Origin of the sequence: Streptomyces sp. NBC_00016 (assembly GCF_045040885.1) — a bacterium.
In the GTDB taxonomy this organism is placed as follows: domain Bacteria; phylum Actinomycetota; class Actinomycetes; order Streptomycetales; family Streptomycetaceae; genus Streptomyces; species Streptomyces coriariae.
On the sequence record NZ_CP108304.1, the window covers coordinates 5,385,594 to 5,404,588 of the forward strand.

Below are 18,995 nucleotides of genomic sequence, written 5' to 3' on the forward strand. Positions count from 1 at the left end.
AGGGTGGCCGTCCCGGGCCGTCCCGGGCAGGGCGGGGCAGGTCGGGTGCTTGCGCAACGCCGCCCGCCACCGCACGCCCGGCCGGCGGTGGCGTCAGCTCCAGCTCTCCAGGGCCTCCCGCGTCGCCCGGTACCCCCGGTCGATCAGGTCCGGGACGCCGGCCGCCGACCAGGAGGAGTGGCCGGCGGTGTCGATGGTGACGGCCAGGTCGGCGTGGCGGCCGTGGGCCGGGTGGTCGGGGCGGGACTCGAACCAGCGGCGCCAGCGGGCGTTGCCGCGGCCGAAGCCCACGGCGATGACCCGCTCGGCGCCGAGCCGGTGTGCGGCCCACACCGGAGACGGCGACAGTACGGCGCCGTCGACGCAGAGCGCGCCGCCCACCTCCAGCCGGACCGGCGGGAACAGTCCGGGTACGGCGCTGCTGGCGCGTACGGCCGCCGTCAGCGAGCCGGAGTCGACCAGCCGGGGCGTCGTGGAGCGCAACTCCGTGACCACCGCGCCGAACCGGGTCGGCAGGTCCTCGATCAGCAGGTCGCCGAGCATCTCCTCGATGTTGCGGACCATGGGAGTGGTGTCCAGGAGCCCCAGGCGCGGGGCGATCGCCGCGGACCCGAAGTCCGCCCACTGCGCGCGCAGCAGCCGCCCGGTGATCCGCTCGCTGCCGGTCCCCGCCGCCCAGGCGCCGCCGATCAGCGCCCCCGCACTGGACCCGGTCACCACGGACACCTCGATCCCGGCCTCCTCGACGGCTCGCAACACACCGGCGTGCGCGGCGCCGAGGACCGCCCCGCTGGACAGGACCAGACCGACGGTGGGCGACTTCGGCGAGGCCACGTGCGCGCTCTCCTTCCGGGTGGAGCGCTCGGGTGGAGTGCTCGGGTGGGTTTCGAATGCGGTCTTCGGGTGAGGTCTTTGGATGCGGTCTTGGACGCGGTCTTGGATGCGGCCTTGGATGCGGTCCGCGGGCGGGTGCTTCGGTGGGGCGCTCAGTCTGGAGTGGCGCGACACACTATTGCAAGCAGGTGCTTGCAATAGTTAGCAAGGCTGGTGCACAGTGGAGTCATGGCATCGCTCAACGTCGGCAATCTCGGTGAGTACCTGCGCGAGCAGCGGCGCAACGCGCAGCTGTCGCTCCGGCAACTCGCCGAAGCCGCCGGCGTGTCCAATCCGTACCTGAGCCAGATCGAGCGCGGGCTGCGCAAGCCGAGCGCGGAGGTGCTCCAGCAGGTCGCCAAGGCGCTGCGGATCTCCGCCGAGACGCTGTACGTGCGGGCCGGCATCCTCGACGCGGAACGGGACGGGCAGGAGTACCGGGACGGTGCGACCCGCGCGGTCGTCCTCGCCGACCCCACGCTGACCGAGCAGCAGAAGCAGGTGCTGCTCCAGATCTACGAGTCCTTCCGCAAGGAGAACGGATTCGCGGACGGCGACGGTGCGGCGGCCCCACGGAACCACGAGAGCGACGCCGACCCGCAGCAGACGGCCGGTTGACCGGACCAGGGGACCGGCCGCACCGCTGCGGACCTGCACGACCCTCAGCCGAAAACGACGTATGTGAATCCGGGAGGACCTTCACCATGGCCATCACCGACGACCTGCGCAAGACCTTCAGCGACCCGACTCCGTTCTACTTCGCCGCGGGCACCGCCGATCTGGCCCTCCAGCAGGCGAAGAAGGTGCCGGGTCTGGTGGAGCAGCTGCGCACCGAGGCCCCGGCCCGTTTCGAGGCCGTCCGCAACACCGACCCCAAGGCCGTGCAGGAGAAGGCCGGCGCCCGCGCCAAGGAGGCGACCGCCAAGGCCAAGGAGGCGCAGGAGACCCTCCAGACCAAGGTCACCGACTTCATCAGCAGCCTCGACGGGGACATCAAGAAGATCGGCAGCACCCTCGACGCCGACCTGAAGAAGTTCGGCGAGTCCGCCCAGGACTTCGCGCTGCGCGGTGTCGGCGTCGCCGCCGAGTACGCCGTCAAGGCCCGTGAGACGTACGAGAAGGTCGCCGAGCACGGCGAGCAGGCCGTGAAGACCTGGCGCGGCGAGGCCGCCGAGGAGATCGAGGAGCTCGCCATCGCGGTCGAGCCCAAGTCGGAGCCCAAGCCCGCGCCCGTCGTCCAGCCGGTCGTGGTCAAGGACGAGCCGAAGCCCGCAGCGGCCGCGGCGCAGTCCGACGCCGCCGCGGCGAAGAAGGCCGCCGCCGCCAAGAAGGCTCCGGTCCGCAAGCCCGTCGCGAAGAAGACCACGCCGCCGGCCAAGTGAGACCGACGGCCGGGACGGACACGGCGGACAGGGACATACAGTCACGGGCCGGGCACTCATGTGGTGCCCGGCCCGTTGTACGGGTAGCGGGAGTGCGGTTGCGGGTACGGTGACCGCGTAAGGACGAGCGAGTCGAATCGCGTCGAGTCGGGTGGTGGACGTTGTGCTGATCGAAGGCTTCGCCGGGCTGGTGTGGCTGCTCTACCTCGCCATGCTGGTCCTCGCCGTGGTGGCGCTGGTGATGGCCGCTCTGTTCCGTGATGACGCCTACCGGGCTGCCGACAAGCAGAACAAGGGCTTCTGGCTGATCATCCTCGGTGTCACGGTGGCGGTGAACCTCCTGGTGCCGATGCTCTTCCTCCAGCTCGCGGGCCTCGTCGCCACGATCGTCTTCTTCGTGGACGTACGGCCCGCCCTCCGACAGGTCGGCGGTGGCGGCGGCTGGGGCCGCAGGCGCGGCGGCAGCAGCAGCGACGGCCCGTACGGCCCGTACAACGGCGGCCGCTGACCCCACGAGAACCTTCCACGCCCCGCAGCCCCCACCAGGGGCGCGGGGCGTCGCCCTGTCCGGCTCCGCCCCGCTCCCGACCAGCCCTGGACAACTCGCCCCGGACAACCGGAGCCCCGTCTCCCGTCAGGCGGCCGGTCCCGGGGGCGCCACGGCTACGGGAGCGGTGCGGGGACCCGGTCCAGCAGGACCAGTGCCACGTCGTCCGTCAGCTCGCCGCCGTTGAGCTCGCGGACCTCGTTCACCGCGGCCCGCAGCAGTGCCTCGCCGCTCAGTCCCTCGGAGAGCTGGCGGCGGATCATCTCCACCATGCCGTCCTGGCCCAGCCGTTCCCGGCCCTCGCCGATCCGCCCCTCGATCAGGCCGTCGGTGTACAGCATCAGGCTCCACTCGGCGCCCAGCTCGACCTGCATCCGCGGCCAGCGGGCGCCCGGCAGCAGGCCGAGGGCGGGGCCGTTGTTGTCGTACGGCAGCAGGCGCGCGGGCCGGTCCGGGCGGGCGATCAGCGGCGCGGGGTGGCCGGCCAGGCACAGGCCCGCCCGGCGGCCGTCGGGCGCGATGTCCACCGTGCACAGCGTCGCGAAGATCTCGTCGTCGTCGCGCTCGTGCTCCAGCACCTGCTGAAGCGTGTTCAGCAGCTCGTCCCCGCACAGGCCCGCCAACGTCAGCGCCCGCCAGGCGATGCGCAGCTCCACGCCGAGCGCCGCCTCGTCCGGGCCGTGCCCGCAGACGTCGCCGATCATCGCGTGCACGGTGCCGTCGGGCGTGCGGACGGTGTCGTAGAAGTCGCCGCCGAGCAGCGCGCGTGAGCGGCCGGGACGGTAGCGGGCGGCGAAGCGCAGCGGAGAGCCCTCCAGGAGGGGCGTGGGCAGCAGGCCGCGCTCCAGGCGGGCGTTCTCCTGCGCGCGCAGTTTGCCCTCGGCGAGCCGTCGCTCGGCCGTGTCGGAACGTTTCCTCTCCACGGCGTAGCGAATTGCACGGCTCAGCAGCCGGCCGTCCAGCTCGTCCTTGTAGAGATAGTCCTGGGCGCCCACGCGTACCGCCTCGGCGCCGCGCTCGGCGTCGCCGGACGCGGTGAGCGCGAGCACGGCGTGCCGGGGCGCGAGCTCGAGCACGTGCCGCAGGACGGCGAGCTCGTCGTCGGACTCGGCCGCCCTGCCGGGCGCCGGCAGCGCCAGGTCCAGCAGGATGCAGTGGACGTCATGGGTCAGCAGCCGCTCGGCCTCGGTGAGGTTGCGGGCGGTGCGTACGCGGATCGGCCTGCCGTCCGCGTCGAGCAGGTCGTGGACGATCGGCGCGGCCGTCGGGTCGTCCTCGATCAGCAGCAGGGTGAGCGTGGTGTGGGCGGTGCCCACACCGGTGGCACTGACGTCGGTGGCATGGACGCCGGTGGCGCTCACGCTGGTCGTGCTCACGCCTTGATGGACGCCGTCGGCGGGCGTGGCGTTGAGCGCGGTGTGCTGCGCGCTGCGGTCGTGCGCGGTGTTGTTCAGGTTCTCGGCCGTGGTCGCCTCGTTGCGAACGGTTTCTTCCTTGGAGGGGCCGCCGACTATGGGCGCGGCCTGCGCCTGACCACTCTCCACGGCCGGGATCGCTCTCTGCCGCGGTACGGGTACGGGCATCGTCTTGAGTTCCTTCCCTCCCCCCGAGGGCATGGTGGGGACGAGGGACCTCGACCCACCGACGGGGACCATAGCGGCAGAAGGCGCCGCAACGGAATGGTGTGAGACAGGCCGCTTGATCTCTGGCCACAGTCATATGCCGCGTTCTGTCCCGCATTTGGGCAGGGCGGGTGTGGTGCGGGGATGACGAACGTCACGTCCGCGCGGAGTTTGGCAGCGGGGTGGAGGTGGCCTGGGTCACGTGGAGGGCGGCGTCCGAAGGGGCCGCCCGGCCACCGGGCCTCACGCGTCCGGCCGGACCACCCCGAGTATCGGCATCGAGCCCGCCCCCGCGAGCGTGACCGTGCGGCCCGGCCGCGGGGCGTGGATGATCGCGCCGTCACCCACGTACAACGCGACATGGCTGGCGTCGTCGAAGTAGATGATCAGGTCGCCGGGGCGCATGTCCTCGACGGCGATGTGCGGCAGCTGCTTCCACTGCTCCTGCGAGGTGCGCGGTATCGCCTGCCCGGCGCTCCTCCAGGCCTCGGAGGTCAGTCCGGAGCAGTCGAAGCTGTCCGGGCCCTCCGCGCCCCACACATACGGCTTGCCGATCTGGGCGGTGGCGAACTGCACGGCCTTCTTGCCCTGGACGGACGCCGCGCTGTTGATCTCGTCGAGGACGCCGGTGTCCAGCCAGGCGGTCTGCGCCTCCAGCGCGACCTGCGCCTCCAGTTGTTCGAGGCGCTCCTTCTCCTTCTTCTCGAGCCGGGACTCGAGCTTCTCGGCCGCAGCGATCTGCTTCTCGATCCTCTTCTGGGCCGCGGCCTTCGTCTTGCGGCCCGCCTCCAGCTTCTGCCACTGGGTGGAGGCGTCCTTGGAGTACTGCTCCAAGTCCTGCTGGGTGCGGGCGAGTTCGCCGATCAGGCCCTTGGTCGCACGCTGGCCCTGGAGTGCCCGGCCCGCGCCGTCGAGGAACTCCGACGGGTCGTCGGTCAGCATCAACTGCGCCTCGTCCGGCAGGCCGCCGGTGCGGTACTGGGCGCGGGCCGCCGCGCCCGCGCGGTCCTTGAGGTCGTCCAGCTTCTCCTGGCCCGCGACGATCTTCTTGGCCAGCTCGACGATCTCCGCCGACTGCTTCTTCGCCGCTTCCTCGGCCGCGTTGTAGGCGTCGGTGGCGACCGCGGCGTCGTGGTACAGCGCTTCGAGCTTGGTGCGGACGGCCTCCAGGTCCTTGTTGGACGCGGTGGAGGGGAGCGGCGGGGTCGTGGAACTCGCCGACGGCGACGGCGTGGGGCTCGGGCTGGCGAACGCGGTGCCGGGTGCGCCCAGCACGGTGACCGCGCAGACCACCGTCACAGCCGCCGTGAGCAGGCCGCGCTTCCCCGTTCCCATACCCCGTCCCCCAACCCCTGATTAACCGTCAGTAACTTACGGTGCCCGGGGGATCGTGCCACGTCACGGCCGAAAACGACAGAGGTGACGACGGAACGACGGAGCGGCACAGCGACCGAAGCAGTCCTTCCCCTCTTCGCCACCCCGCCATGACGATCTCCCCGTCAGTGTGACGAACGACTCACGGAGATCGTTCCCGGCGGCCAGCGGGAAAGGAGGGAACGGCGGTTCAGCCGCCGGTGCGGTTCCGGGGCGCCAACGCCCCCCACCGCACCGTCACTTCCCCCTGCCGCCACCGCACCGGCCCGTCCGTCACCGGCCAGTCGGCGGTCAGGTCCCGCACCGTGCGGATCCACCGCTGGCGGGCGCCGTACGACGCGTAGGGCGCGGCGGCGGCCCAGGCGCGGTCGAAGTCGCGCAGGAAGGCGTGCACCGGCTCACCCGGGACATTGCGGTGGATCAGCGCCTTGGGCAGCCGCTCCGCCAGGTCCGAGGGGCGTTCCAGGGAGCCCAGCCGGGTGGCGAAGGTGACCGTGCGCGGCCCTTCCGGTCCGAGCGCGACCCATACGTGCCGACGCCCGATCTCGTCGCAGGTCCCCTCGACGAGCAGACCGCCGCGGGACCCGGTCACCGGATCGGCCGGCGCGAGCCGCGCGCACAGGCGCTGCCAGACCGCGGCGACCTCGTCCTCGTCGTACTGCCGCAGCACGTTGGCCGCTCGTACGAGGTGCGGCCGCCGGGGCACCGGGATCTCGAACCCGCCGTGCCGGAAGTCCAGCCCCTCGCGCTCGTACGGTTTGGCGGCCGCCACCCGGGCCGGTTCGATCTCGACGCCCACGACACGCGCGCGTGGGGCGACGGAACGCAGCCGCCGCAGCAACTCGACGGCCGTCCAGGGCGCCGCCCCGTACCCGAGGTCGACGGCGAGCGGTTCGGCGGCGCGGCGCAGTTCGGCGCCGTGCGTCGCGGCGATCCAGCGGTCCATGCGGCGCAGCCGGTTGGGGTTGGTCGTCCCGCGCGTGACCGTGCCCACAGGGCGGGCGGGGGCGCGGGATGTCATGCCTACGAGGGTAATGCGACGCCGCCTCCAGCCCGCCTCCGGAGCCGCCCCCCCGCCCCGAGTCTCACCCCGCCCGGCATCTCAGCCCGTCCGGCGTTTGAGGACAAGGCCCTTTCGGGGCCGGAAGCGGGGGTGCGGGGGCGGCAGCCCCCGGGTCGGGACGGGAAGGGGCGGCGGGGGCGAAACCGCTCGGGCCCCCACCACGCACCCCCCACCACGCACCCCCCACCACGCACCCCCCACCACGCACCCCGGCCTCGAACGGTTGAGCGATACGCGGTAATGACTGAGCAAAAACCGCCCCTTTCCGAAACCCGCCCGGAATGGGAACGCCTTCCTCCGGCGTTGCAGCCCCTTGGAGGGCCCCACACCCTCTTTCCGGCATGCCCGCAGCAAGGAGGAACGCCCCGTGAGCCAGTACACCAACAGGCTCGGGCGTCGCTCTTCGGTGGCACCCTCGCGGCTCAGGCTCCACCGCCGCCCCCGCCGCGTCGCGATGCTCTCCGTGCACACCTCTCCGCTCCACCAGCCCGGCACCGGCGACGCGGGCGGCATGAACGTCTACATCGTCGAGCTCGCGCAGCGCCTCGCCGCGATCAACATCGAGGTCGAGATCTTCACGCGCGCGACCACCGGCGGCCTCCCGCCGACCGTCGAGCTGGCACCCGGAGTCCTCGTCCGGCATGTCGACGCGGGCCCCTACGAGGGTCTCGCCAAGGAGGACCTCCCGGCCCAGCTGTGCGCCTTCACGCACGGCGTGATGCAGGCCTGGGCCGGTCACCGTCCCGGCTACTACGACCTCGTGCACTCGCACTACTGGCTCTCCGGGCACGTCGGCTGGCTGGCCGCCCAGCGCTGGGGCTCCCCCCTGGTGCACGCCATGCACACCATGGCCAAGGTCAAGAACGCCAACCTGGCCGACGGCGACACCCCCGAGCCCGCCGCCCGCGTCATCGGCGAGACCCAGATCGTCGCCGCCGCCGACCGCCTCATCGCCAACACGGCGGAGGAGGCCGACGAACTCGTCCGGCACTACCACGCGGGCCCCGACAAGGTCGCCGTGGTGCACCCGGGCGTCAACCTCGACCGCTTCACCCCGGCGGACGGCCGGGCCGCCGCCCGCGCCCGTCTGGACCTGCCCCAGGACGCGCTGGTCCCCCTCTTCGCGGGCCGCATCCAGCCCCTGAAGGCTCCGGACGTGCTCCTGCGCGCGGTGGCCGTCCTGCTCGACGAGCGCCCCGAGCTGCGCTCCCGCATCGTCGTCCCGATCGTCGGCGGCCCCAGCGGCAGTGGCCTCGCCAAGCCCGAGGGACTGCAGAAGCTGGCCGCGCGCCTCGGCATCGCGGACGTCGTACGGTTTCGTCCGCCGGTCGGCCAGGACCAGCTCGCGGACTGGTTCCGGGCGGCGTCACTGCTGGTCGTGCCGTCCTACAGCGAGTCCTTCGGGCTCGTCGCCATAGAGGCGCAGGCGGCCGGCACCCCGGTGCTCGCCGCCTCCGTCGGCGGGCTCCCGGTGGCCGTGCGGGACGGCGAGACGGGCTTCCTGGTGCAGGGCCACGATCCGGCCGCCTACGCGCGCGTGCTCGCGCGTTTCGCCGACGGCCCCGACCTCGCCGCCCGGATGGGCGCGGCCGCCACGGCACACGCCCAGTCCTTCGGCTGGGACACCGCGGCCGCCGCCACCGCCGACGTCTACGCGGCCGCGGCCCAGTCCCACCGCCGTCGCGTACGCTCCGAGCATGGGTGACGTGGAGAAGACGGCCGCACAGGTCATCGAGGGTTTCCTGCAGGACGCGGAGCTGGAGTGGGAGAGCCCGGCCCCCGGAAACTACGTGGTCCAGCTCCCCGGCACCCGGAAACTCAAGACGACCGTCTCCCTCATCGTCGGCCGCCACTCCCTCTCCCTGAACGCCTTCGTCGTCCGTCATCCCGACGAGAACGAGTCCGGCGTCCACCGCTGGCTCCTGGAGCGCAACCTCAAGCTGTACGGCGTGAGTTACGCCGTCGACCGGCTCGGCGACGTCTATGTCACCGCCCGCCTCCCCCTCGCCTCGGTCACCGCCGACGAGATCGACCGCCTCATGGGCCAGGTCCTGGAGGCCGCCGACGGTGCCTTCAACACGCTCCTGGAGCTGGGCTTCGCGAGCGCCATCCGCCGGGAGTACGAGTGGCGGGTCTCCCGGGGCGAACCGACGCGCAACCTGGACGCGTTCGCCCATCTGACGCAACGCCCGGCCGACTGACGCCGGCTCACCCCGGCAGCGGTCGGCAACCGGTCAGGAGGCGTCCGGGTCGTCCGGGTCCGGGGCGGGAGGGGTCGGGGTGGCCGGAGCGTCGAGCTGGTCGGCGAAGGCGCGCAGGGCGTCGGCCAGTTCCTGCTTGGTAGGCAGCTGGTCCAGCTTCTGGTCGAGCTCGTTCAGACGCCGGTTGATCTCGGCCAGGTCGGCCGGCGCGGTGGGCGAGGAGGTCGGCGTGGACGGCGTCTCCGTCGCGTCGGGGTCCGTCCCGCCGCCCGTGGTCCCGCCGCCCGGGGTGCCGCCGCTCGTGGTGCCGCCGCCCGTGGTGCCGCCGTCGACGCCGCCGCTGGTCCCGCCGGAGGTGTCGCTCCCCGTGTCGCCCCCGGTGTCCGACGGCTGGGTGGACGACGCGCTCGGTACGGGAGTGGCGGGTTCCTCGTCCGAGGCCGCCGCGAGGGCGATGCCGACGCTCAGGGCGATCAGGGTCGCCGCCCCCACGACGGCGACCGCTATCCGTCTCGCGTGTAAGCCGCCCCGTACGGAAGATGCCTGAGGCCCTTGAGGCCCTTGAGGGTCGGGCGTGCCGGGGGAGTGCTGTGTCTCGTCGATATCCATGAGGCGACGCTATGCGCCGGTCAGCGGCGGACGGAGGACTTCCGTCGATCTCCGTACCGCCCGGGCGTGACCCCCACCAGCTTCCGGAAATGCCGGGTGAGATGTGCCTGGTCGTAGAAGCCGGACGCCGCCGCGACCTCACCCGGCGGCCGCCCGTCGAGCAGGAGCCGGCGGGCCAGGTCGACCCGGCGGGCGGTGAGGTACTGGTGCGGCGCGATGCCGTACGCCGCGCTGAACGCCCGTACCAGATGGGCCGGATGGGCCGACACGAGCCCGGCGGCCTCGTCCAGCATCAGGCCCTGGACGACCCGTTCGTCGAGCAGCTCACGCAACCGGCGCGCCAGGTCCGGGTCGCGACGCTCGGCGGCGGTGCGCAGTCCCGCGCGCAGATGGGTCCGCAACCGCTCGCCGATCAGCGTCAGCCGGCTGTCGGCCTCCAGCTCGTCGCCGGGCCGGGCGAGCGCGGAGTGCAGCTGCCCGACCCGCCGGCGCAGCACGGGATCGCGCAGGTCGGGGGCGTCGACGGCGGCCCCGATGAGGTCCTCGCCGAGCACCTCGGCATCGAGGTACAGGACCCGCTTGCGGAAGCCGCCCGAGGTGGCCGGTGAGCCGTTGTGCGGCACGTGCGGCGGCAGCAGGGACACCGTGTCGTGCGGGGTGCCGTGCTCGTGCCGGTCGAGGTCGTACCGTACGGCGCCGTCGTCGACGATCAAGAGCGTCCACGCCTCGTGGACGTGCATCGGGTACGCGTACTCGGTGAAGTGGGCATGGAAGACCTCCACCACGCCCGGGACGGCCGGGCGCCAGGCGGAGACGTCGGCCGTCCGCTGCGGGGCCATGCAAAGAACGTACAAGACGGCGCCGTAGGCCGGTCGGCAGTCTCGAACCATGAACGACGAGACACCCACCGCACCCGCAGCACCCACCGCACCGGTCCCGACCACCGCCCCCCTTCGCTTCGACACGAAGATCGCCGTCCTGCTGCGCGAGGACCTGGAGACCTGGCAGCGCCTGAACGTCACCGCGTTCCTGGTCAGCGGCCTCGGCACGGCCCTCCCCGAGGTGATCGGGGAGCCGTACGAGGACGCGGACGGCGTGGCGTATCTGTCGATGTTCCGCCAGCCGGTGCTGGTCTTCGAGGGCACGAAGGAGACGCTGACCGCCGCTCACGCGCGCGTGCTCTCCCGGTCCCTCCCGCGCGCGGTGTTCACGAGCGACCTCTTCGCCACCGGGAACGACCGCGACAACCGCGCGGCGGTGCGTGCCGTACCGACGGCCGGGCTGGACGTCGTAGGACTGGCGGTCTACGGCCCGAGGAACGCGGTGGACAAGGTGCTGAAGGGCGCACGGATGCACCCCTGACCGCCGCGCCCGCCGCTCAGACGGCGCCGGCGGCCGCAGGCTCGGCGGCAGCGCCGGCCTGCTCGCCGGGGACGGTCGCCGCGACCTCGATCTCGCCCTTGCCCTCGCCCTCCACGGGAAGGCGTCGCATCAGCACGGCGTAGCCGACGCCCGCCGCCGTCCCCACGACCGCGCACATCCCCCACAGCCACTCCGCCCCGAACCGGTCGATGACGAAGCCGGACATCACGGGGGCGACCAGGGAGGCCACGGCCCAGGAGAGCGTGTACATGCCCTGGTAGCGCCCGCGCCCGTGGGTGGGGGAGAGGCGGACGACGAGCCCGGTCTGGGTCGGCGCGTTGACGATCTCCGCGAGGGTCCACACGCAGACGGTGAGCGCGAAGACGCCGACCGACCCGGCGAAGGCGGTGAGCCCGAACCCGTACCCCGCGAGCACCGAGGAGACGATCAGCAGCCGCCGCGGGTCCCGGTGCTCGATGAACCGGGTGACCGGGATCTGCAACGCGACGATGAGCACGCCGTTGACGGCGATCGCCATGCCGTAGTCGGCCGGGCTGAACCCGGCCGCGCCCATCGCCACGGGCAGCCCCACGGACCCCTGCTGGAAGACGAGCGCGACGAGGAAGGACAGCCCGACGACGCTCATGAACCGCCCGTCCCGCAGCACGGTCCCCAGCCCGACGCTGTCCTCCCGTACGGCCTTCTCCTCCCGCTCGGGCCGGGACTCGGGCAGCTTGAGGAAGACGACGACCGCGCAGACGAGGGTCATCCCGGCCTCGAGCAGGAACCCGGCGCGGTAGCTGACCTCGGCGATGAACCCGGCGGCCGTCGAGGAGACGGCGAAGCCGAGGTTGATGGCCCAGTAGTTGAGCGAGAAGGCGCGGACCCGGTCCTCGGGCCGCACGATGTCGGCCATCATCGCCTGCACGGCCGGCCGGGAGGCGTTGGAGGCCATGCCGACGAGGAAGGCGACACCGGCGATGGCGACGGGATGCTCCACGAACCCGAGCAGCGCCACGGAGGCGGCCGTCGAGGTCTGCGCGACGAGCAGGGTGGGCCGCCGCCCGAGCCGGTCCGCCATGACCCCGCCGCCGAGCGACGAGACGACCCCGCCCAGCCCGAGCAGGGAGGCGACGAGCCCGGCGTAGGAGGCGGAGTACCCGCGGTCGAGTGTCAGGTACAGCGCCATGAAGGTGGCGACGAAGGCGCCGAGCCGGTTGACGAGAGTGCTGGTCCACAGCCACCAGAACTCGCGCGGCAGCCCGGAGAGGGTCTCGCGGGCGGCACGTCTCAGGACGGCGACGGACATGGCGGATCCCCCGGGAAGTATGCGGCTCGTGCAAGCGGCTCGTGCAAGCGTGTAAGTGGCTCAGGCGGCGCTCAGAACTTACGAGAGGCGAAGCGCGGGAGGCCACTCAATTAACAGATCCCGTCAACCGTCAGGCGGCCTGTCCGCTGTACGAGCGGGCGCACAACGGATCGGAGCGGTGGATTACGCTCATACGCATGGCCGACGCACCGTACAAGCTGATCCTCCTCCGTCACGGCGAGAGCGAGTGGAACGCGAAGAACCTGTTCACCGGCTGGGTGGACGTCAACCTCAACGAGAAGGGCGAGAAGGAGGCGGTCCGCGGTGGCGAACTCCTGAAGGATGCCGATCTCCTCCCCGACGTGGTCCACACGTCGCTCCAGAAGCGCGCGATCCGCACGGCCCAGCTGGCCCTGGAGTCCGCCGACCGCCACTGGATCCCGGTCCACCGCTCCTGGCGCCTGAACGAACGCCACTACGGCGCCCTCCAGGGCAAGGACAAGGCGCAGACCCTCGCGGAGTTCGGCGAGGAGCAGTTCATGCTCTGGCGCCGCTCCTACGACACCCCGCCGCCGCCGCTGTCGGACGACTCCGAGTTCTCCCAGGCCGCCGACGCCCGCTACGCGTCCATCCCGCCGGAGCTCCGCCCCCGCACGGAGTGCCTGAAGGACGTCGTCGTCCGCATGCTCCCGTACTGGTACGACGGCATCGTCCCGGACCTCCTGTCCGGCCGCACGGTCCTGGTCGCCGCCCACGGCAACTCGCTCCGAGCCCTCGTCAAGCACCTCGACGGCATCTCCGACGCCGACATCGCAGGCCTGAACATCCCGACGGGCATCCCCCTGGCCTACGAACTCGACGCATCCTTCAAGCCCCTCACCCCCGGCGGCACCTACCTCGACCCGGACGCAGCCGCGGCGGCAATCGAAGCAGTCAAAAACCAGGGCAAGAAGAAGTAACGCGACGTCGATAAGCCCCCGACCTGCGAGTTTCTCGCGGGGCGGGGGCTTTTTGGTGGGCCTGGGCCGTCCCTGGGCCGTCAGGTGCGACGACGCCAGCGGCGGACCCGGATGTCCCGGGTCTGGGAGCTCAGTTGCCCAGGTTTTCTTGAAGAGGTCAGCCGGGCGCGCCGATGGACGCGCGACGTCCTACGTGGCTCCCCTTTTGCCGAAGACGCCGAGTTGATCGTGAGCGGGCTGAGCGCGAACGCGATCCTCCACACGGCCAGTGGCCTGGAGTCCGACAGCTTCCACCTGGCCGTAGCCGTCTCAGCGCAGGTGGTCGCGGTCTCGGTGACAGACGACGGAGGCACCGGCACGGCCCCCAAGGCCGAGCACCAGGACCAGGACGCCGAATACGGCCGAGGCCTCGGCATAGTCAGCGCCATCGCCCATCGAGTCGTGATCCACGACAGCGACGGAGGCCACACGGTCACCGCGGAGCTCTTCACGGACGTACGCCGAGGAGGCCATTCATGCTGAGGACGACGCCCAGCCCCGGCTTCTGGTGCGAGTGCTGGACGGAACGGCTAGACAGGCGACGTCCGCCGGCACTCTTCGGATCCTTCGACGCCTACTCGGCGGTCGAGGCGAACAACTGGGTGGCAACGATCCTGCGCACCATCTCGCCAGCTCTCGACACGGCTGCTTCTCAAGAAGCGTGGACGCGACTCCACGACGACCGCATCGACACGAGACGATCCCTGTTGCGCCGGGAGCCTTGGACGGTGTCCATCACCCACGTCAGTACCTGCATCACATGGACAGTCCGACCAGCGCTCTTCCTGCCGATGGCACGCCGACAGCCCAAGCAACTTCCCTCGTGCTCATACGACTTCAAGCCGCACAGGCCCCGCACGACCGACTGAGCTACAACTTTCTCTACTGGTTCAAGGCGGCTCGCTCCGCTCACCGCACGCGGCCCGACCCCCGGCCGGGCCTGCGCTCCTGTCTCCGCCCCGCTACAGCCCGGCCGGCGCCCGCGCCGCGCTCACAGCAATCAGCCGCTTGATGCCAGAGGCGTTGTTCACATCGCCTCTGGCATCACCGTCCGGATGGCCGCTCGAGTAATCCTCCGGTGACCAAGCAGACGGGTCAACGTGCTCTCCACACTCCCTAGTGATTGTGCCAGGTGATCGTGATGTCGGCCTTATCGTCGGGTTCCGACTCCAACGCATTCGACACGTGGAACGTTTGAGTGAGTGATTGCCCCTTCGGGATACGCAGAGACGTGGCGTACAAGCCGCCCCAGGGGTAGCCGCCGTCCAGGTCATTGGTTTCGGCGCTGGCACCCTCGAAGAGCTTGATCTGTCCCTGTCCCAGGCTTACCGAGCCGTCACTGTTGCCGAAGATCCTGTAGTGGATCTCGGCTCTTACCTCTCCGCCACACTTTCCGAAGTACCAATAGAACTGAGGCAACTGTCCGGTGCCCTGATTGACGATTGGATTATCGTGGTGGCAGCGTTCGTTCGCGCCGAAGTCCTCGTGGTCCATCATCTGGAATACGACTCTGCCGGTCACTAGCCAGGGCTCGTTGGGGGCAGCCTGCGCCGATTGGGCGGCCGTCACCAATCCGGTGATTGCCATAGCCATCGCTGCAGGAACAGCGAGCAACCGCCTACCTTTTTGGCCCCACAATGGGTGACGAACTGAGCGATTCATGTCTCCGCCTTCCCCTAGTTTTTGATTCGGTAGTTCCTCATACCAGTAGACTCCTCGCCCGCCTACTTGGCATCCCGAATTCATTAGCGCTTCAACTTTTGATTGCCTTACCGACCCTGCCGGGGCGGCCGATCAAGGGGAGTCGTTCGCGCGTATCTCTAAGGATTTTTCGTCGCTCCAGTTTCTACGCGTAAGAACTCGCGCAAGACGGCTCAGCGCTCCCAAGTAAATAGGGGGCAGCGTCCGCTGTTCAGCGAGATTGTTCCATAGTCAATTAAAAGTGGCGCTGAGTGCACGGCTTTGTGCCACTGATCACCGATTGCTAAAAGGGACCGAGGCTCGGGCCGGCCGACGCGGCGTACTCCCGTCGACGACACAAGCCGATAACGTGGCTGAGGCCGGTGGGGGTGCATCGAGGCACACGCGTGCCTGGTTGGTCGGCGCGCCCGCCGTCGTGGCTGACTGTCGTCGGCTGAGGCACAGACGGGCCCGTATCCAGCTCTGAGCAGACGTCATCGGTCACCCACTTGCGGCTGGCGCGTCAGAGTTTTGCATCCTGGGCACCATGACGAACCCCGAAGGCCCGTACGTGAAGGTGCACTTCCGGCTTGAGATCGAAGAGGACTGGCCCCCGGCATCGGTGGAGAGTCTGTGGGCGGTCGACCAAGGCGACGGCACCGCACGGCTCGACAACACCCCCTGGTTCGTCCGAGGCATCGCCTGCGGGGACATCGTGGCCACCGAGCCCGATGACGAAGGTGTGCGGTGGGCCGGTCAGGTGATTCGGCGTTCCGAGAACTGCACCATCCGCCTCATCGTGCTCCGTGACGGCGGTTCCGGAGCCGCACGGCAGAGCGTGCTCAACGCCTTTCACGAACTCGGTGTATGCGGCGAGGGCATAGAACGCTTCCGCATGGTCGCCCTGGACGTTCCACCCACCGCTGATCTCGCCAAGGTGCAACGGTTGCTCAACCACGGTGTGGCCAAGGAGTGGTGGGACATGGAAGAGGGGTGCATCACCGCGCAATGGCGGGCCGCCTCCGCCGGCTGACGCCGTCCACGCGACCCAAGGCTGGGCCGTCCCTGGGCCGTCCGAGGTTGCTCAACAGTGGCCAATGACGACCAACGACGACCACCAGGCGCACGAGCCCACCGCTCCTGAGCAGCGAAAACGCAGGTCGGCAAGATCCCCGGCAAGACCGAGGGCAAGAAGAAGTAAGAAGCACCCTTTGGGCCCCCGACCTGCGGTTTCTTCGCGGGGTGGGGGCTTTTTGGTGACTTCGAGGCCCGCACCGCCACCTGGGACGGAGATGGCCGACTCGCTGGTGGACCTGATCACGAAACTCGTACTGTGGGTCCGCTCGGTAGGGGAAGCGGTGTCGAGGCGGGCGGGGTAACTCATGGGAAGTACAGGCAAGTTCCTCATACCGGCCGCCGCCGTGGCGGCGCTGCTCACGGTCTCGGGGTGTTCGTCGGAGGACAAGCCGGCCGCCCAGGCTTCCCCGTCCGAGCTCGCTCACTACACGGCCGCTCCCGGCCCGGCCACTCCGACGCAGAGCCCGACGACGGCCGCGCCCGCGAAGTGCGTGAAGACCAGTGGCATGAGCGTCGTGCAGCTGACCGACTATCTGAAGGAACTGCGCAGCGGCAGCGGCGCATATCAGTCCAGGGGCTTGACCCTGGACGCCTCCGGCCTGAACTTCGCCCCGGACGCGACCCAGAGACCGTGTGAGGCGGTCACGGTGAAGCTCGCCCGCTATTGGGTCGATGTCGAGAAGACGAGGGAGGAGACCGCCGTCACCCCGGCCCGCTACGAGTACGACTACACGCTGATCAACGTCACGTCCCACAAGGCCGGTCCGAAGGACGGCAGGGTCCCCGACACCGCGCCGCCGGGGGGCGCCGACTGCCAGGGCACGGTTTCGGTGGCCTACCTCGGCGAGGACATCCCGCTGAAATCCCTGCCGTACGACCTGGAGCTGAACGATACGACAGCCGCTGTCCCGGTCGAGGTGGACGGAGACGGGGTGCTGTCCGCGATCTACGTCTCGCCCGTCGGCGTGGAGTCCTGCTGACCGCGATTCCTTCCGGACGCCGGCAGTCATACATACGGCGCAGGCCCCTGCCGGTGATCGGCGCGCGGTTTCAGGAGGTGCCGGGTCGGGGTGGCAGTGGCGGTGTGGACAGTGCTGTCAGGTAGGGAGGCAGGGCTGTTGAGGTGGCGGGGAGGGGGAAGCGGGTGGCGAGGTGTCCGTCGGGGCGGATGACGTAGGCGGTCGGGCCGTTGGGGTGGTAGAGGCGGGCGAACTCGCCGGTGGCGTCGCGGTAGGCGGGGACGGGGAGGGTGTCCGGGGCGGACAGCTCGGGTGCGGTTTCGCGGGCGAGCAGGGCGATGAGCTGGAGGTCGGGGCCGGTGGCCGCGGTGGCCTTCGCTGTGGCTTTCACGGAGTCGGCTGCCGCTGCCACCGTCGTGGGGTCCGTCGTGTAGAGGAGGACGACGTGTCCCGTGCGTTCGCGCAGGACGTCGAGCAGGCGCCAGGGGTAGGCAGACCCGGAGGCCGTCAGGCCGGCGCAGTCCGGGGCGCGGTCGCCGGGATGGAGGGTTGCTGCCAGGGAGTCTTCCGGGGCGCGGTCGCCCGGCCGGGGTGCTTCGGGGGAGCCGTCGAGGTGGGGAGCCAGGGGTCCGTTGCGGTAGTTGACGAGGAGTTGGGCCTCTCGGAGCAGGATGGTGCGTGGGTCGTCGGGGTCGGCCTCGATGCCCTGGGTGGCGTGGCGGACCGTCCGGCCGACGACCTCCTCGCCGATCGGGCGGCGCTCGGCGTCGTAGGTGGCCAGGAGGGCGGGTCCGGCCTCTCCCCGGATGACGAGGGCCAGTTTCCAGGCCAGGTTGCACGCGTCCTGGATGCCGGTGTTCATGCCCTGGGCGCCGGTGGGCGGATGGATGTGGGCGGCGTCGCCCGCGACGAAGACGCGCCCGTCGGCGTAGCGGTCGACGATGCGGTGGCTGATGCGGAAGACGGAGGACCACCGCAGTCGGGAGAGGACCGCCGGTTCCGGGGCGAGGCGGTCGACCACCGCTTGGAGGTGGTGCAGCTCCGGGGCGCGACCGCTCTCCAGGCCGTGCGCCACGCCGTCGCCGGACGTCACTCTGCCGCCGGACGTCACACTGCCGTCGGGCGTCGCACCGTCGCCGGGCGTACTGCGGTCGGTGTCTGTCCGCGTGGAGAGTTCGGGTGGGACGAGCATCGACATGCGGTAGCGGCCGGGGCCGGGGAGCGGGATGCAGACCAGTAGGTCGTCGGTGGAGCCGTCGGCGGCGAGGTGGCTGGAGCGGATGCCGTAGCCGTGGGGGATGTCCCAGTCCGCCTCGACGTCGCCCAGCATGTACTCCTCGTCGAAGGCCGCCCCCTCGTAGCCGAGGCCGAGCCCCTTGCGCACGGTGCTGTGGGCTCCGTCGCAGCCGATCAGATAGCCGGTCCGCACCGCCTCCGTACCGGAGGCGGTGCGCAGGCGGGCGGTGACCCCGTCCTGGTCCTGGGTGAACGACAGCAGCTCGGTGCCGCGTTCGATGGACGTACCGAGGCCGGCGACGTACTCCTCCAGGAGGCGCTCCGTCTCGTACTGCGGTAGCGCGGCGAATGCGTAGGGCACCTCGGGCGGCAGCGTGAGTTCGATGCGCGCCCGCTCCCGGCCGTTGACGTGGATCAGCTGACCGCGCAGCACCGCGGCGGCCTCCAGGACCGTGCGGGCCAGGCCCATCCGGTCCCAGATCTCCAGGGTGCGCGGCTGGATGCCGACGGCCTTCGCGTACGGGAGGCGGGCGGGCAGCCGGTCCACGAGCCGGCAGCGCACCCCCTGCCGGCGCAACTCCGCCGCGGCGCTCAGGCCGACCGGGCCGGCGCCCGCGATCAGTACGTCGGTCGTTCCGGTGCGTGTCACGGGCGCCTCCCGGTGTGGTGCTCGGCCCCTGGACCGGTCCCGTCACTCATGGTC

At 70.8% G+C, this 18,995-nt stretch carries 19 protein-coding genes; 10 read left to right on the plus strand and 9 right to left on the minus strand.

All coding sequences use genetic code 11. The annotated features are described in order from the left end of the window. Positions 1–93: 93 nt before the first annotated feature. On the minus strand, positions 94–834 hold the full coding sequence (locus OG933_RS23925) for a patatin-like phospholipase family protein (RefSeq protein ID WP_405628848.1): 741 nt from the start codon (positions 832–834) through the stop codon (positions 94–96). 228 nt (positions 835–1,062) lie between these two features. On the opposite strand from OG933_RS23925, the gene OG933_RS23930 reads away from it, so the two are divergent. From OG933_RS23930 to OG933_RS23940, 3 genes are all read left to right on the plus strand, one after another. Beyond that, positions 1,063–1,491 (plus strand): helix-turn-helix domain-containing protein, encoded by a 429-nt coding sequence (locus tag OG933_RS23930; protein ID WP_054243857.1) that lies wholly within the window; start codon positions 1,063–1,065, stop codon positions 1,489–1,491. An 86-nt stretch (positions 1,492–1,577) separates the two neighbouring features. Then, positions 1,578–2,255 carry a hypothetical protein gene (locus OG933_RS23935; protein WP_362528601.1) on the plus strand — a complete coding sequence of 226 codons (678 nt, stop codon included), beginning with the start codon at positions 1,578–1,580 and terminating at the stop codon, positions 2,253–2,255. Between the two features lie 163 nt (positions 2,256–2,418). Then, positions 2,419–2,763: a DUF2516 family protein gene (locus tag OG933_RS23940; protein WP_028806934.1), complete on the plus strand. Its 345-nt coding sequence runs from the start codon at positions 2,419–2,421 to the stop codon at positions 2,761–2,763. Between the two features lie 155 nt (positions 2,764–2,918). On the opposite strand, the gene OG933_RS23945 is transcribed toward OG933_RS23940, so the two are convergent. The 3 genes from OG933_RS23945 to OG933_RS23955 form a co-directional block, all read right to left on the minus strand. Continuing rightward, the gene (locus OG933_RS23945; protein WP_405628849.1) at positions 2,919–4,385 is read right to left on the minus strand and encodes a PP2C family protein-serine/threonine phosphatase; all 1,467 of its coding nucleotides are present in this window, start codon (positions 4,383–4,385) and stop codon (positions 2,919–2,921) included. A gap of 282 nt (positions 4,386–4,667) precedes the next feature. Beyond that, positions 4,668–5,759 (minus strand): C40 family peptidase, encoded by a 1,092-nt coding sequence (locus tag OG933_RS23950; RefSeq protein WP_142264955.1) that lies wholly within the window; start codon positions 5,757–5,759, stop codon positions 4,668–4,670. Between the two features lie 229 nt (positions 5,760–5,988). Continuing rightward, on the minus strand, positions 5,989–6,819 hold the full coding sequence (locus tag OG933_RS23955) for a class I SAM-dependent methyltransferase (protein WP_362528595.1): 831 nt from the start codon (positions 6,817–6,819) through the stop codon (positions 5,989–5,991). A 409-nt stretch (positions 6,820–7,228) separates the two neighbouring features. On the opposite strand from OG933_RS23955, the gene mshA reads away from it, so the two are divergent. Together mshA and OG933_RS23965 are read left to right on the plus strand one after the other, a co-directional pair. Continuing rightward, entirely contained in the window at positions 7,229–8,566 is a 1,338-nt protein-coding gene (gene mshA, locus OG933_RS23960) for a D-inositol-3-phosphate glycosyltransferase (RefSeq protein WP_405628851.1), read from the plus strand. Then, a complete protein-coding gene (locus OG933_RS23965; protein WP_405628853.1) occupies positions 8,559–9,062 on the plus strand; it encodes a YbjN domain-containing protein in 504 nt (167 codons plus the stop codon). Before mshA ends, OG933_RS23965 begins: the two co-directional genes overlap by 8 nt. A gap of 33 nt (positions 9,063–9,095) precedes the next feature. Here the strand turns inward: OG933_RS23965 and OG933_RS23970 are convergent, their stop codons facing one another. Together OG933_RS23970 and OG933_RS23975 are read right to left on the minus strand one after the other, a co-directional pair. Next, positions 9,096–9,554, minus strand: coding sequence for a hypothetical protein (locus tag OG933_RS23970; protein ID WP_405628855.1), 459 nt, complete (start codon positions 9,552–9,554; stop codon positions 9,096–9,098). 137 nt (positions 9,555–9,691) lie between these two features. Then, positions 9,692–10,510, minus strand: a complete 819-nt coding sequence (locus tag OG933_RS23975; protein WP_405628856.1) for an AraC family transcriptional regulator — start codon at positions 10,508–10,510, stop codon at positions 9,692–9,694. 49 nt (positions 10,511–10,559) lie between these two features. On the opposite strand from OG933_RS23975, the gene OG933_RS23980 reads away from it, so the two are divergent. Then, entirely contained in the window at positions 10,560–11,033 is a 474-nt protein-coding gene (locus OG933_RS23980; protein ID WP_405628858.1) for a DUF2000 family protein, read from the plus strand. Between the two features lie 16 nt (positions 11,034–11,049). Here OG933_RS23980 and OG933_RS23985 read toward each other — a convergent pair whose 3' ends face one another. Then, the gene (locus tag OG933_RS23985; RefSeq protein ID WP_405628859.1) at positions 11,050–12,342 is read right to left on the minus strand and encodes an MDR family MFS transporter; all 1,293 of its coding nucleotides are present in this window, start codon (positions 12,340–12,342) and stop codon (positions 11,050–11,052) included. Between the two features lie 197 nt (positions 12,343–12,539). On the opposite strand from OG933_RS23985, the gene OG933_RS23990 reads away from it, so the two are divergent. Both OG933_RS23990 and OG933_RS23995 read left to right on the plus strand, forming a co-directional pair. Further along, positions 12,540–13,301, plus strand: coding sequence for a phosphoglyceromutase (locus tag OG933_RS23990; RefSeq protein WP_020130328.1), 762 nt, complete (start codon positions 12,540–12,542; stop codon positions 13,299–13,301). Positions 13,302–13,412: 111 nt separating this feature from the next. Then, positions 13,413–13,823: an ATP-binding protein gene (locus tag OG933_RS23995; RefSeq protein ID WP_405628860.1), complete on the plus strand. Its 411-nt coding sequence runs from the start codon at positions 13,413–13,415 to the stop codon at positions 13,821–13,823. 633 nt (positions 13,824–14,456) lie between these two features. Here the strand turns inward: OG933_RS23995 and OG933_RS24000 are convergent. Continuing rightward, positions 14,457–14,933, minus strand: coding sequence for a hypothetical protein (locus OG933_RS24000; protein ID WP_405628861.1), 477 nt, complete (start codon positions 14,931–14,933; stop codon positions 14,457–14,459). Positions 14,934–15,567: 634 nt separating this feature from the next. Here OG933_RS24000 and OG933_RS24005 point away from each other — a divergent pair. Both OG933_RS24005 and OG933_RS24010 read left to right on the plus strand, forming a co-directional pair. Beyond that, entirely contained in the window at positions 15,568–16,053 is a 486-nt protein-coding gene (locus OG933_RS24005) for a DUF4265 domain-containing protein (protein ID WP_405628863.1), read from the plus strand. Positions 16,054–16,402: 349 nt separating this feature from the next. After that, positions 16,403–17,077 (plus strand): hypothetical protein, encoded by a 675-nt coding sequence (locus OG933_RS24010; RefSeq protein ID WP_405628865.1) that lies wholly within the window; start codon positions 16,403–16,405, stop codon positions 17,075–17,077. A 70-nt stretch (positions 17,078–17,147) separates the two neighbouring features. Here OG933_RS24010 and OG933_RS24015 read toward each other — a convergent pair whose 3' ends face one another. Beyond that, positions 17,148–18,941, minus strand: coding sequence for an FAD-dependent monooxygenase (locus OG933_RS24015; RefSeq protein WP_405628866.1), 1,794 nt, complete (start codon positions 18,939–18,941; stop codon positions 17,148–17,150). Positions 18,942–18,995: the final 54 nt, after the last annotated feature.